Source organism: Ignavibacteriales bacterium (genome assembly GCA_016214905.1).
Classification (GTDB): Bacteria; Bacteroidota; Ignavibacteria; order UBA10030; family SZUA-254; genus PNNN01.
The window spans coordinates 364027-379176 of sequence record JACRMQ010000007.1 but is presented as its reverse complement, the minus strand read 5'-3'; the positions used below and the strand labels follow the sequence as shown (position 1 = coordinate 379176).

Annotated in this window: 14 protein-coding genes; 4 read left to right on the top strand and 10 right to left on the bottom strand. The window is 41.7% G+C overall.

The annotated features are described in order from the left end of the window. Positions 1–15: 15 nt before the first annotated feature. The 9 genes from ssnA to trxA all read right to left on the bottom strand — a co-directional run bounded on the left by ssnA (position 16) and on the right by trxA (position 8249). A complete protein-coding gene (gene ssnA / locus HZB59_08850) occupies positions 16–1311 on the bottom strand; it encodes a putative aminohydrolase SsnA (GenBank protein MBI5021530.1) in 1296 nt (431 codons plus the stop codon). Between the two features lie 17 nt (positions 1312–1328). After that, positions 1329–2582 carry a threonine synthase gene (thrC, locus tag HZB59_08845; protein MBI5021529.1) on the bottom strand — a complete coding sequence of 418 codons (1254 nt, stop codon included), beginning with the start codon at positions 2580–2582 and terminating at the stop codon, positions 1329–1331. A gap of 84 nt (positions 2583–2666) precedes the next feature. Continuing rightward, positions 2667–4976: a xanthine dehydrogenase molybdopterin binding subunit gene (gene xdhB, locus HZB59_08840; GenBank protein ID MBI5021528.1), complete on the bottom strand. Its 2310-nt coding sequence runs from the start codon at positions 4974–4976 to the stop codon at positions 2667–2669. A gap of 10 nt (positions 4977–4986) precedes the next feature. Then, complete coding sequence (locus tag HZB59_08835; GenBank protein MBI5021527.1) at positions 4987–5457, bottom strand: energy transducer TonB; 471 nt, start codon at positions 5455–5457, stop codon at positions 4987–4989. 2 nt (positions 5458–5459) lie between these two features. Further along, on the bottom strand, positions 5460–6896 hold the full coding sequence (gene xdhA / locus HZB59_08830; GenBank protein MBI5021526.1) for a xanthine dehydrogenase small subunit: 1437 nt from the start codon (positions 6894–6896) through the stop codon (positions 5460–5462). A 197-nt stretch (positions 6897–7093) separates the two neighbouring features. Next, entirely contained in the window at positions 7094–7330 is a 237-nt protein-coding gene (locus HZB59_08825) for a zinc ribbon domain-containing protein (protein MBI5021525.1), read from the bottom strand. Positions 7331–7422: 92 nt separating this feature from the next. Beyond that, the gene (locus HZB59_08820) at positions 7423–7641 is read right to left on the bottom strand and encodes a DUF1858 domain-containing protein (protein ID MBI5021524.1); all 219 of its coding nucleotides are present in this window, start codon (positions 7639–7641) and stop codon (positions 7423–7425) included. Continuing rightward, entirely contained in the window at positions 7638–7886 is a 249-nt protein-coding gene (locus HZB59_08815) for a hypothetical protein (protein MBI5021523.1), read from the bottom strand. Before HZB59_08815 ends, HZB59_08820 begins: the two co-directional genes overlap by 4 nt. A gap of 18 nt (positions 7887–7904) precedes the next feature. Next, positions 7905–8249 (bottom strand): thioredoxin, encoded by a 345-nt coding sequence (gene trxA, locus HZB59_08810; GenBank protein ID MBI5021522.1) that lies wholly within the window; start codon positions 8247–8249, stop codon positions 7905–7907. Positions 8250–8437: 188 nt separating this feature from the next. Here trxA and HZB59_08805 point away from each other — a divergent pair, with 188 nt between their 5' ends. The 4 genes from HZB59_08805 to HZB59_08790 all read left to right on the top strand — a co-directional run bounded on the left by HZB59_08805 (position 8438) and on the right by HZB59_08790 (position 13876). Continuing rightward, on the top strand, positions 8438–9346 hold the full coding sequence (locus HZB59_08805) for an isoaspartyl peptidase/L-asparaginase (protein ID MBI5021521.1): 909 nt from the start codon (positions 8438–8440) through the stop codon (positions 9344–9346). Continuing rightward, complete coding sequence (locus HZB59_08800) at positions 9343–10659, top strand: hypothetical protein (protein MBI5021520.1); 1317 nt, start codon at positions 9343–9345, stop codon at positions 10657–10659. Before HZB59_08805 ends, HZB59_08800 begins: the two co-directional genes overlap by 4 nt. Positions 10660–10797: 138 nt before the next feature. Beyond that, positions 10798–11433: a DUF3575 domain-containing protein gene (locus HZB59_08795; protein ID MBI5021519.1), complete on the top strand. Its 636-nt coding sequence runs from the start codon at positions 10798–10800 to the stop codon at positions 11431–11433. Between the two features lie 97 nt (positions 11434–11530). Beyond that, on the top strand, positions 11531–13876 hold the full coding sequence (locus HZB59_08790) for a carboxypeptidase-like regulatory domain-containing protein (protein ID MBI5021518.1): 2346 nt from the start codon (positions 11531–11533) through the stop codon (positions 13874–13876). A 9-nt stretch (positions 13877–13885) separates the two neighbouring features. On the opposite strand, the gene HZB59_08785 is transcribed toward HZB59_08790, so the two are convergent. Next, positions 13886–14989, bottom strand: a complete 1104-nt coding sequence (locus HZB59_08785) for a hybrid sensor histidine kinase/response regulator (GenBank protein ID MBI5021517.1) — start codon at positions 14987–14989, stop codon at positions 13886–13888. Positions 14990–15150 lie beyond the last annotated feature (161 nt).

Sequence of the window (15150 nt, the reverse complement as noted above, 5' to 3'; positions counted from 1 at the left end):
ACATAATATTCATTCTTAGATCAATTTTTCCATCTTCTCCCATAACTTCTTTGCTACTTTTTTCGATTTTTCATAAACCGATTCAACATCGAACCCCACCAGCACATGGTTCTTCACAACCCATTTACCGTCGATCATTACAGATTCAACCATCGATGAGTTCATGCCGAAGAGAAAATGTCCTGCCAGATTTTCTACCGTCATCGGTGTTGGCGGCTGGTAATCGAGTATAACTATATCGGCGGGAGAACCCTTTTTAAGCGATCCGAATTTCTGACCGAATATTTCCGAAATCGTTCGCTGTCCGTTTTGCAGAAGTTTAGCCATGTTTACGTTTCCTTCTGCTCGCGAATCTTGCCTCTTATAAAATCCTATTTTCGATTCTTCGAACATATCTGCGGGGAATCCGTCTGTTCCCAAGCTGACCCGCTCACCGAATAAATGCAGCGGCGCGTACCCAACACGGTTGTTCATGTTGGAACGCGGATTGTGCATCAACCAGCTTCCCGCTTTCTTAACTTCATTAACTTCCTTTTCATTCAAGTGAACGCCGTGAGCAAGGATCGAATCTTTTCGAAGAATTCCATTTTCTTTCAAACGATCGATTACTCTGCAACGATAGTTTTCTTCCGCGTCGGTCATGTCTGCTTTGTCCTCAGCGACATGAATATGAACCCCAACATCGTGTTTTTTTGATAATTCACCGCAGAGGCACATAGTTTCATTGCTCATTGTGAAAGCGGCGTGCGCACCGACCATTCCGCGAAATTGTGAATTCTTTTTGTTGTCTTTGATAAAACGTTCGTTTTCTTCCAAACCTTTATCGCGTTCTTTCTTTCCGCCCCGGTCTGTCACCTCATAACACAATACTCCACGCAATCCGACTTCCCACATCGCTTCTTTGATTATGTCGAGCGAACCGGTGATCGATTTCGGAGATGCATGATGATCGATAAGCGTCGTGGTTCCGCAACGCACCGCATCTATCGCTCCGACGAGCGCACTATAATAGATGGCATCTTCATCGAGAGCGCGGTCAAGCTTCCACCAGATTTTTTGCAGGATTTCAAGAAAATTCTGCGGCGGCTCTTTAGGATAAGCCATTCCCCTTGCAAGTGCCGAATAGAGATGCGTATGCGAGTTCACCAGACCCGGCATGATGATTCTTCCGGAAAGGTCGTGCACTTCTTCGCCTTTCTTTGGCGCTAGGTTTTTTCCCTTCTCTATAATATTACAGTTGAGAAGACGAATGTCAACAGATTCAATCGATGGTGGATCAAGAACTATGGATGTTGTGTTTTTGAGTAGCATAATTTTTCCAAAGCGATTTATAGTTTCAGTTGTTTTTCAAGTAGATCTGCAACGGCATCAAGGGTTGGTTCGACTAAATATTCTTTCCCAGCAGCTTGTTTTGCAGATTGAATATCTTTCAAACCGTTTCCGGTTATAACTATCACAGCGGTTTCATTAGATTTCACAATTTTCTGTTCAACGGCTTTTTTCAAACCGGCCGCACCCGTAACACCTGCCGGCTCGCCGAACACGCCGCCAAGCCGTGCTGTAACTCGCATAGCTTCTAAAATTTCTTCATCCGATACGGCGATCATTTCACCGTGTGATAATCGGACTTGTTGGATTGCTCTTCGCCAGTTTCTCGGTGTGCCGACTGCTATGCTGTCGGCTATTGTGTTCGTGTCGGTTGGAATTAAATCATTCCCTGAAGTGAAAGCATCAAGAATTGGTTTCGCACCTTCGGCTTGAACTCCTAACAGCCGTGGAACTCTGTCGATAAGACCAAGTTGTTTCATTTCCTGCAAACCTTTTCCTATTCCGCCGATTGTACAGCCATCACCAACAGAGACGACTACCCAATCAGGAATATTCTTGCCAAGCTGTTCTGCAATTTCCAATCCGGCAGTTTTTTTCCCTTCAACAAGAAAGGGATTCGTTCCGCTGTTTCTGTTGTACCATCCGAACTGATCGCACGATTGTTTACTGAGATCGAATGCCTGCTCGTATGTTCCTTTTACTCTGAACACAGTCGCACCGAAAATAAGTAGCTGTGTAATTTTCGGTTCCGGCGCGCGCTCAGGTACAAAGATGTAGCTCTTCAATCCAACTGCGGCAGACAATCCGGCAAGGGATGATGCTGCATTTCCTGTTGACGCACATGCAATGGTATTGAAACCGAATTCCATTGCTTTCATAACTCCAATTGAGCTTGCGCGGTCTTTGAACGAGTTCGTCGGATTACGCCCGTCATCTTTCAAAAACAATTTTCTGAGTCCGAAATAACGTGCAAGCCGTGGCACGTCGTAAACCGACGTCCAGCCAACATGCAAATGCGGGAGTGGAATGTCGGAAGAGATCGGAAGCAAATCTTTGTAACGCCAAATATCAGAAGATTTCGGATTGCGGATTGTGGATTTCGGATTTTGAACTATTGCCTCATAATTATATTGAACATCGAGAATGCCTTCGGTGCCGCAGTGAGGGCAGGTGAATATATTGCCATGCGGATACGATGAACCGCAGACAAGACATTTTAAACCCGTTACAAATGGAGGTTGAGAGAATTTCATTTTTTATTTACCACTGATGACACTGATTATACAGATTAACACGGATAATTCAAATCTGTGGATATCCGTGTAATCCGTGGTTAATTATTTTTTCTTTAATTTCTCAATTGAAAGCAATATCGTTTCATTCGTTGCCGGCAATGAAAACTCCGGTTCAAACTTATGATTGCCAACTGCAGAGATCGCATCCTTGATAGCAAGCCAAACAGATAGCGCAAGCATAAACGGCGGCTCACCTATTGCTTTACTTCTGCGGATTGTACCGACAGGATTCGGAACTCCCTCCATCAGCTTAACACGAAAATCTTTCGGTATATCCTGCACAGTCGGAATTTTGTAAGTGTCGGGAGAATGAGTCATCAAGTTTCCTTTTGCATCCCACTTAATTTCTTCAGTTGTACACCAGCCAACGCCTTGAATGAATCCGCCTTCTACCTGCCCCATATCGATTCCGGGATTGATAGAATCTCCAACATCCTGCAAAATATCCGTTCTCAAAAGGGTATGCTGGCCCGTCAGAACATCAATTATCACTTCAGAAACTGCCATTCCGAATGAATAATAAAAGAACGGTTTCCCCTGTCCTTTAATTTTATCCCAGCCGACTGTCGGTGTTTTGTAAAATCCTGCCGCACTCAAACTCACCTGACGTAAATTCATTTGAAGCATAGCATCGGAAAAAGAGATTTTTCTTTCAGGATGATCGGAATCAAAAATGAAATTGTCTTTGAAAATTACCGATTGTTGGATTGTCGGATTGCTGGATTGTTTCTCAGTCCAAAACGATGCTAATTCTTTTGAGATACGTTCTTTGATTGTATCAATTGCATTTTTAACCGCCATACCGTTCATATCGGAACCGGATGAAGCGGCAGTTGCCGATGTGTTCGGGACTTTGGATGTATTGGTGGCATTTACTTTCACACGATCTATGCTCACACCGAATTCTGCCGCGGCGATCTGCTGAATTTTCGTGTTGAGTCCCTGCCCCATTTCCGTACCACCGTGATTGACAAGGATTGTCCCGTCGGTGTAAACATTCACGAGGGCGCCGGCTTGATTGAGAAATGTTGTGGTGAAAGAAATTCCAAACTTCACGGGAGTAAGTGCTATGCCTTTTTTGAAAAATTCATTTTTAATGTTGAAATCATTAATCTCTTTGTGGCGTTTCTCATATTCAGAAGATTTTATTATCTGATCATAAATAAGGTAAAGCCGATTATGCTTAACAGTTTGTCCGTAATGAGTAATGTTGCGGTCATTCATTCCATAGAAATTTTTGAATCTTATTTCGGCAGGATCTTTTTTGAGATAGCGAGCGATCTTGTCTATTATAGTTTCGATTGCCGCCATGCCCTGCGGTCCGCCAAATCCTCGAAAGGCAGTGTTCGAGGGAAGATTCGTTTTCCACACTGATGCCTTAACCGACATGTTTGGAATGTAATATGAATTATCGGCGTGAAGCATTGTGCGTTCCATGATTGCGCACGACAGATCTGTTGCCGCACCGCCATCGCTGTTGAATTCAAGCTTTACCGCATTTATCAATCCCTCATTATCAAAACCGGCTTCATATTTTGTAAGATAACGATGACGTTTGCCGGTCATAATCATATCGTCATCGCGGAACAAACGGATTTTTACCGGACGTTTTGTAGCATGGCACAACAAAGCCGACCAACATGCGATATGATTCGCCTGCGTTTCCTTTCCTCCGAAACCTCCACCCATTCGTTTTACTTCAACAACTACTTCATGTTTCTTTATTCCGAGAACTTCCGCTACTAGCGCTTGAGTTTCGGATGGATGCTGGGAAGAACTAAAAACATTTATTTCTTTTCCTTCTCCCGGAACAGACAAACATGCCTGCGTTTCAAGATACCAGTGCTCTTGCGCACCGGTGCGGAGTTCTCCGCTAATTATATGTTTAGATGATTTCAAAGCAGCGTCAGCATCACCGCGCTTCATTTCTCTTGGCGGACCCAACAAATTATTTTTTTCTATCGCTTTTTCGAGTTCAAGAATTGCATCAAGCGGTTCATATTCAATTTTAATTTTTTTCTCCGCTTCATGACATTGCTCATTGGTCTCGGCAGCTATTAGAAACATTGCCTGTCCGATGAATGTCACCTCGTTTTCCGCAAGAACCGGCTCATCTTTAATAACCGGTCCCATTTGATTATGTCCGGGAATGTCTTTGTAGCATAGTATTGCATGAACGCCGCGCACTTTTTTCGCTTCGCTTAAGTCGAACGATTTTATTTTTGCATGAGCATGGGGCGAGTAGACTACTCGCCCTATAAGCAATTGTTCGTTGACCAAGATATCATCGATGTAAACGGCTTCACCGGTAACATGCAACTCTGCGCTTTCGTGTGGTAATTTATTGTTCATTCTAATTTATCTATTTTTGTACTGTCAACTGATATTTCAGAGGCACATTAACCCAAACTAAAGCTGTGGTGCTATCGGGCTTTAGCGGTTTTGTGAATCTCCATTTCATTACGACGTCAATCGATGGTTTGTGAAATAATTTCGCATACTTCGGATCAGGTACCGGTGTGTCGGGTTTTGCTAATGCATCTTTCATGAAAGATGTTTTTACATTCACAACTTTAATGTTTTTCGGCTTACCATCTTTGCCGATTAAAACGCTGAGCATAATTTCGGCTTCAACATTATTTTGCCTGGCAAGCGTCGGATATTCGGGTGGAACTTGTTTCGTCGGCTGGGGCCAATGCTTCAATGATGTGAGTTCAACAGTATCGGAAGGTGCGGATTGTTTTTGTCCCACCGCATAACTTTGAATACAAAGAATCGAAGCAAGAATAATAAGAAAAATAAAGTTACCATTTTTACAAACCGTAAATTCCATATTTAATTTGTTCCTTTTGTTTCGATAAAAAATTTCAACAACAAATTCTGAGCAGCTTTCAATCTGAACTCCGCACTGCCGCGTGCATCAGAGATCGGAGTAAAATCTTTTTCAATCAATTGCATCGCTTGTTCTAAGGTTTTTCTTTCCCACTCTTTACCGAGAAGAAATTGTTCAACTATGGACGCACGTTTAGTCCGCTCTGCCATTCCACCATAAGCGAGAATCACCGACTTCACAATATTACCGTCAAGGCCAATCTTGAAACATGCGCTGAGCGTTGATATGTCTAAATCCTTACGTTTAGATACCTTGTAAGATTTTACTATTGAGCCGTTGGTTAACTTCGGTATTATAATAGAAGTGATAATTTCATCTGGCTTGCGGACTGTTTTTCTGTATCCGGTTATATACTCGTGAAGCGGTAGCATTCGCCTGCTGTTCAAACTTTCAACAACAACATTTGCATCGTAAGCCATCAAAACCGGAAGTGTGTCCCCTATCGGTGAAGCACTCCCAAGATTACCGCCAAGCGTGGCAAGATTTCTGATTTGATGTGAACCGAAAACTTTTAGTATTTCGTGTAACGCTTGAAAATCTTTTTCAATCGGCGAGAGAATATCATTCAGCGATACACCGGCGCTTATTTCTATCGATGAATCGGTTTTAGTAATTACTTTTAGTTCTTCGATGCCGGAAAGGTCTATAATTTCTTTCAACAATTCATGATTCTTCGTAACGCGCAAGGCAATATCTGTCGCACCATTAATTATGATTGCTTCGGAATGTTGATGCTTTAGTGAAATTGCTTCGCCCAAACTTGCAGGACGGAAATATTTTTGTTCACCTGCTTGAACATGAATCGACTCTTTAGAAATCGATTTTAGAAGTTCTACGATTTGCTGTTCATCATCAGTAAAATGATCAACACGATTATGAACACATGATTTTTCTGCCGCTTCAACAATCGGCCTGTATCCGGTACATCGACAAAGATTACCGGTTAACGCGTTATCAATTTGTTCGCGGGTCGGATGCTGATGATTTTTATAGAGCGCAAACATCGTCATTATTATTCCGGGCGTACAGAATCCACATTGACTACCGTACGCATCAACCATCGCTTGCTGAACCGGATGGAGTTTGCCATCTAAGGTTTTCAGGTTCTCAACTGTTATTAATTGCTTCCCGTGTATCATTGGCAGAAACATCAGACAAGAATCGACTGCTCGGTAAGTAAGTTTATTACCGACAAGTTCTGCCAGAACCACCGTACACGCACCGCAATCGCCTTCGGCGCATCCCTCTTTGACACCTTTATGCGTGGGTAAACTTCTAAGAAAATTTAAAATGGTTGATGTAGGAGAAAATGTTTTGGAATTCTTGAGATCAAGATCAGTGATCCTTCCATCAAGAATAAATGAAATTGTAGAACGCATAAATACCTGTCACTAAAATTGAGATTTCTAAACCATCTTGTTTAGTTTAACAATTTTAAAGGCAAGTTTCAAGTTTGAGTGTTTCTTAATTTCATCATTTTATGAAAATAAAAATCCCCACCGATTCGGGAAATTCCGAACTTGCGGGGATTAATTGCGGGATTTTATTATTGAGGATTAAAGTCGGGATGATTGAATCAGTTCAATCCGCACATACCACCGGCACAACCTCCGCCGGTGTATGGTCCGCATGATCCGTCTGAACAACTTGAACCGGAATCAGAACCCATCGACATCTGAGTAACCGACATCAATTTCTTATGATTCGATGATCCGCATGACGGGCAGACAATATCATCTTTCACTTCCTGAGTTTTATGATAGACATCGTATGTCTTGTTGCAATCTGTGCATCTGTAATCGTATACTGGCATAATATCAATCCAAAATTAAAAAGTTAAAATTTCCGCCAGAGGCGGATGCGCCTTCGGCGCAAAAAAATGTTTTATTATTTAGAAATTAAGGTTTAGAATTTAGCGGTATCAACCTTGTTCAACAAATTAATCTCTTCCACAAATCGCTGAATCTCGGAATCGGAAAATCCTTTTTCTTTCGCGGTGCTTTCAAGCGTTCCCCAAATTGGTTCACCGCAAGCGAGGCATTTTATTCCGTTTTCCATCAAGTAACGGACCGAGTCGGGCTTGTTGCGGACTAAATCTTCGATAGAGATATCTTTTGTAATCATTTTTCGTTCCAATGATTTTTGTATATATCGCGTACATACTGTTGAAGGAAAGAACGTATGACATCGCTTTTGCATTCTTTCTCCAATCCTTTACAAACATCGTTAACAATTTTATTCGCGTCACTCTTCGCGGTTACCGAGCTTATCCGATATTTTATTCCCGCACAATATTTCGCGATCAGTTCTTCTTGCTTCGAATGAGATAAGTTAAGGTAATTCGTTTCTGAAACCAGTTCTTCAATCATAATCAAGCAAGGTGAAAATCAATTTATGCTGACTTGCAATATGTATTGATCGATTTTACTTTTCAGCGTTTTCTTTGGAACAGCACCTATTATGGAATCGACCATTTTGCCATTGACAAAAATTCCTATTGTAGGAATACTTCTGATGCTATAATTGAGTGCGGTATCCATATTTTCATCCGTGTTTAGCTTTGCAACTTTTAACTTACCCGCATACTCATCAGATATTTCTTCCACTACAGGAGCGATCATCCGGCACGGTCCGCACCAAGGCGCCCAGAAATCGACTAAAACCGGTATATCTGATTTAAGCACTTCGAGTTGAAAATTATCATCTGTTGCTGTTAAAATATTTTTACTCATATTGAATCCATTTTACCTATTATTGCGTTCGATATTCTTTATAGTTGCATCAATAAATCAGATGCATTGATTTATCAAAAGATTCATCCGTTAAAATGGTTTTTCTGCCATAAAGTATCCATTGCATCATTGCATAAGCTGTCAATTTTTTGTACTTTCATTCATGTTTATATAAACTATTTGTATTTATGATATCAATTATTGTACATGGCGGGGCGTGGGATATTCCGGATAACGCGGTCGAATCGCACCATAAAGGTGTTGAACAGGCGCTTGAGGTTGGATGGAGAATTCTTACATCGGGCGGCAGCGCTATTGATGCTGTTGAACAAGCCGTAAGAGCCATGGAGAATGACGAAACATTCGACGCGGGATACGGTTCACATCTAAACCAATTAGGAGTGGTAGAACTTGATGCAAGTATCATGGACGGCAAAACAATCCGATGCGGTGCGGTTGCGGCAGTCCATCATATTAGAAATCCTATTACAGTCGCCCGTAAGATTATGGATGAGAGCGAGCATATACTTCTTGTTGGAAACGGTGCTGAACAATATGCTAAGGAACACGGTATTGCTATTTGTGAATCTGCAGAACTTGTAACGAAACGAGAGCGGGATCGATGGGAATCGCTACGGACCAAAAAAGAATTCAAGACTAAAGACACTTTTCAAAAATTAAAAATATCTTCCGATACGGTTGGTGTTGTTGCACTCGACCAATTCGGGAATATCTGCACCGGAACATCTACGGGTGGAACACCGAACAAATATCCTGGTCGCGTGGGTGACTCTCCTCTCATCGGCTGCGGCACTTATGCCGATAACGAAGTTGGCGGTGTATCTACAACAGGATGGGGCGAAGCGATGATCAAAGTTGTAATGGCTAAAACCGTAATCGACCTGATGGAAATCAACGGCGGTGATGCTCAGGATGCTGCAGAAAAGGGAATAGAAATACTTCATCGCAAAGCCGACGGTTTCGGAGGTGTAATAGCGTTGAATAAAAACGGCGGTTTCGGGATATCTTTTAACACACCAAGAATGGCAAGAGCTTATATGAACACCGATATGAACAAACCATTCATTGCCGTATGATTGCCTCTTCGCTCGTTGGACATGTTATACAGTTACTCGAAAAAATTGATGCCGAGTCTCAGCCGGCAGATAAAATTACCGCGGAATTTTTCCGGGCGAAAAGATATTTAGGTGCGCGCGACCGGCGTTACATTGCTGAAATGGTTTACGGCATGATACGTCATCGGAAATTGATCCGTACTTTAATCAAGGAGTATGTTCATCAACATCCTTCATCAATATCTCTGGAAGGACCGCATGTCCGCTACTTATCGCAGGTGGTGGCATATTCAATGGCAATTGAAAACAATTCATTCATCGCACCGCACCTCTGGAAAACTCAATTTCCAAAAGTCGATCTTGATGAATTCACTCAATGGATTAAATCGAATTCAGCTCTTCCTTTTTTACCGGAAGATCCGGTAATACAATTAAGTAATCGTTATTCGTTTCCTGAATGGTTAGTGAAAGATTTGTTCGATAAGTGGGGCAGCGAAACCGAACAACTGCTTCAATCAATGAACATTCCCGCGCCAACCATTCTGCGTGTCAATACTTTTAAGACAAACCGTGATGATTGCATGACCCGCCTTAAGAAAGAGGGAATTGAAACGGTACGAACCATTATCTCGCCAGACGGACTAATCGCATTGAAGCGGTTTACCGCAAAAATCAATCCTTCGTACTTAGACGGCTGGTTTGAAATTCAGGACGAAGGAAGTCAACTTGTTTCTCAGATGATCGCTCCAAAACCGGGTATGACAATTATTGACGGATGCGCGGGTGCGGGTGGTAAATCGTTGCACATGGCGGGTTTAATGAATAATGAAGGGAATATTTTTTCGATCGATACCGGCACAGAGAGATTACACGAACTGATGACACGATCTAAGCGGGCAGGGATAACGAATATCCGAACGATTGCCCGTTCACATCTGCGCTCAAATGAATTAGTTGCAAAAGCTAATATTGTGCTCGTAGATGCGCCGTGCAGCGGCACGGGAACCATTAGACGTAATCCCGGATTGAAGTGGAGTTTGACAGAAGCCGTGATACAAAGATATGTTGAAAAACAGCAGGAGCTTCTTACTTTTAATTCTCAATTTGTAAAACCGGGCGGCAGACTTGTATACGTTACTTGCTCCATACTCAAACGGGAGAACGAAGATGTTGTGAATACGTTTTTGTTAAAGCATGCGGAATTCGAACCTGACAAATCCGAAAATATTTTTAGCTCAGGCGGATATTCATTTCAACTTCCGTTTGTTTCGTTGTTGCCGCATCTTCATAATACTGATGGATTTTTTATTGCGGTTTTGAGGCGAGTTAATTAGTATTTTACGATTCAAACCTCCGATACCTTCCAATGATTGAACAGAGAAGATCATGGTGTTTTTTATTTGATATCTTTCAGCCGGATTTGTACATTCTTACATCTTAACCTTTTACTATAATGCCATAAGGAGCTTCTAATGAAATATATTTTGGTTGTTCTAATACTGTCCATTCTGGCAACACAAATCAGTATCGCACAAGATGATAGCTTATGTACGGTTATTCCCAATGAAGTTTCATTCGGTATCGGGACCGTGCACTCGTTTGAAAAATCTTTGTTCAATCTTCAATATGATGTTGCGGGTAGAACAAACCTCGGTATTCACCTTGGATATCTCCGGCATTTTTCAGAACAATGGGCGATAGGCATAAACATGTACGGCTATTTTAAAACCATCGACGATATTTGGATCGTCAATGGAGGCAATACTTCAAAATCATCTATGGATTTTACATTTCTCAATCTTGCTGTTGAGGGAAAATACTTTTTATTACGCCAACTGGTTGAGTCGTATTTACTGATTCAAATTTCATATTCGAGCGGATCGCTTGAGCATAAAGAGTTGGGGAAACTCAATCTCAACGGTATCAGCGCGGGCATTGGCGGAGGTGTCGGATACCCGATCATTGAATCCATCGTTGTTTCGGCTGAAGCGATCATCTCTGCAGGAACCGCACAGTGGAAAGAACAGCCGTTTTTGAATTCGGACGGAAAGTCGTTCAATCCTTTTCTTATTGCCGGTTTTGTGAAAATTGCTTATCGATTTGAGTGATCCGAAAAATGTTTTTTGCTCAACGAAACATATGTCGATATATCTTCGAACAATAAACAAACAATAATTATATTTCATCAATTATATAACAATTTAGATGAAAAAAAGATTTAAGCGTTCCTTACTGATTTCGTCTTCAATTTTATTACTCATTCAATTATCGGCCAGTCAGGATATTTACACTATTCGCGGAATTGTAACCGATGCTTCAAATAACGATTATCTGGCTGCCGCGAACATACGTCTGCTTGGAACATCAAAAGGAACAATCACAAACGTTCAGGGCAGATACAGTCTATCGATTGGAGCGGGTACACACACCCTGGTATTCAGCTACCTCGCCTATCAACCCGAAACTTTAGCGATAAATTTAACAGAATCGGTTGTGAAAGATATACAACTAAAGCCATCGCCTATTCAATTGCCTGAATTTTTAGTGCTTGCTGAAGATCCTGCAATCGAGATAATAAGGAAAGCTATCGCAAATAAGCGATCGTGGATGGATAAACTTAAGTCGTACAAATTCGACGCATTCTCACGTCAGGTTATCAGGCGTGACACAGCGATCGCGAGCATCACCGAATCGTACTCAACAGGTTATATGCTGATCGGCGATACACTTCGCGAAGTGGTAAAACAGAAAAGGCAAACCGAAAATATACCCGGCACGGAAAACTTTGCCGCAGTTCACCGGATTATCAACTTCAACGATGACGAGATTAAATTATTTAACGTCGGTGTAAATAGAAAGTCAACCTCTTTTACTTTCGTCGGTCCAACAGCACCGGATGCACTCGATTATTATGATTATAAACTGATGGGCACGTCTGTTGTAAACGGTTTTGAGATTTATAAAATTAGAATGATACCGAAGTCCCGTCTTCGTCCCCTCTTTGATGGGATTATTACAATTGCCGAAGGAACTTATGCGGTAATGGGTGTAGATGTGAAACCGAACGAGACATTCACTTTTCCTTTCGTGAAAGATATCGACCTGCGTTATAAACAACAATTCGGATTGTTCGACAGTTTATTCTGGATGCCCATAGATAATCGGATCAGCGGCGGATTGAGTGTCAGCATTGTTGGCATCACCATGCCGAGATTCGGGATTGAAGCAACATCTTCAATTTACGATTACAAAATAAACATCACAATACCAGATACCGTTTTGAAAAAACCTCGGCTTGCAGTTGATTCGTCATCGATAAAATTTGATTCGACATTTTGGGCGCAAAACGAAGTTCTTCCGTTAACAGCGGATGAACAAAAAGCTTACAAATCGCTCGACAGCACTCAAACTCTTGATAAACAATTTAAACCCTCCGGACCGCTTATGGCATTATCGGATGATGGTGTGGGCGGAATATTGAACTACCTTGATGTGCGATTCAACCGGGTTGAAGGATTTTTCTTCGGGGGACGATACGAAATGGATACTGTCACGAATTTTCTCTCCCTAAATGGTTCCGGTGGTTATGGTTTTTCAGACAAACGATTTAAATATGAAGTTGGAACTACGATATTTTTATCGAAAGACCGAAAATTAAAAGCAGGCGGTTCGTACTATTACAAACTCGACAATGTCCCCGACGACGGATATTTTGGCTCGTTCGCTATAACACTTATGTCGCTGATAGATAAGAACGACTACCGTGATTATTTTCTGACAAAAGGATGGAATGCGTTTATTGAATATGAACCACGGCGGACACTTAGCGGGACAATAAGTTTTTTAAATGAAAAACAATCATCGATGATAAATAGTGTAACGCGGGGCTTATTTTCATCTCAAAAATCTTTCCGACTTAATCCGCCTATTGCTGAGGGTAATTTCAGATCGTTGCAATTCGATTTTCGGTTCGGCGATTCACCTGCTCCCCTCGATCTCGTACCGCGCGATGCTATCGAATTAAGAATTGAACATTCTTCATCGAAATTATTGAAGAGTGATTTTAATTTCACACGATATCGCGTTGACGTTGATTTCAATTTACCTACTTACGCACAGAGTTTACTTTTTCCGCCTTCTTTGAAATTTCGGGTTAGCGGCGGTATCAGTAACGGAACGTTGCCTCAGCAAAGGTTATTTGTCCTCGATTCACGCGCCAGCGGTGTCGCTCCATTCGGTGTTTTGAGGGGAAGCGGTATAAAAGAATTCCGCGGAGATCGCTTCTTAAAATTTAATATCGAGCATAATTTCCGCAGTACACCGTTTCTCGCTATGGATATACCGTATTTTTATCGCAACGGGATAGAGATCATTTTACACGGTTCATTTGCGCAAACCTGGCTCGCGAATGCTACGACATCGAACGGATGGTATTCTGAGATGGGAATCGGAGTAAGTAAAATTTTCGACATACTTCGCGCCGATTTTACTTATCGAATGAAGGAACCAAAACAGTTTTACTTCACGCTGAGCGTGGCTAACATCTTTTAGAAATTACCTTCACCCCACATCGATAGGAAGAATATAGCTGAAGGTGCTTCCTTTTCCGATCTCTGATTTCGCCGTCATCTGTCCGTGGTGAGCTTCAATAATACTGCGGCAGATAGCCAGACCCAATCCTGTTGTCTTCTTTTCCGACGATTTACCGGTGAGCACTTCTTTATATTTATCAAAAACAAAAGGTAATAGTGCCGGAGGAATCCCATTTCCTGTATCGGTCACTGAAACTTCAATAAACTCGACAGGTTTGCTATCATGTTCTTCAATAATAGTTGAAATTGAAACTGTAATGCTTCCACCTTCGGGAGTGTACTTAACCGCATTGTCGAGAATGTTATTTGTAACCTGCTCGATCCTCGCCGGATCAACGGTGATAGTTGAAATATTTTTCCCGATGTTTATATTTAAGGTGATATTTTTAACCGATAACTGCGGCTTGAAACGAGCACATACCGATGGAACCAGCTCATCCATATTGGTTGGAATTTTTTGCAGATCGATTCTCCCCGATTCGAACATTGTCAGATCGATCATATCGTTCAGCAAGGCATCCATATTTCCGAGCATGGAATTTATTTCCAATAAAACTTTTTTCTGAAGATCGGTAACGGGGCCGCCGAGCCCCCCTTCCAAAAAGTCTATTGCCGATTGAAGTGAATGCAGTGGAGAAAGCAAATCGTGCATCAGCTTTGAAGTGTAATCTTGTTGAACTTCCGTTATGTGCGCCTCCGCCCTGTGGGCGCGCAATACGTTGTTGATGCGAATCAGAAGCTCGTCAACACTTTGAGTTTTTCCAAGAAAATCTTTCGCGCCGTTTTTAATAGCTTTGACCGCCAGTTCGATATCTTGAAAACCGGTAAGCATGATGCAATCGGTGGTTGGCGAATTTTGTTTGATTTTTTCTAACACTTCCATTCCATCTATACCCGGCATTCTTACGTCAAGCAATGCCATATCAAACGTTTGTTCATTGATAAATTCAAGAGCGCGCTCTCCATCGGGCGCGGTCGCTACTTCGAATCCTTCATCCTCAAGTGTTGCCGCCAACAGCATGCGGAAAGCATCTTCATCATCCACAATCAATATTTTCGGTGCCTGTGTCATTTCAATTTTCATCATATCATACAGGCATTATATTAGATAAAAACATCTTCAAAGTCAAGACGATGGTGATTCGTTGCATTTGATATTCTTCCTTTGTACATTAATTCCACTATTTTTTAAGAAAAATCCGAAAATACGACAATTTTGAAAGAAAATCAGAT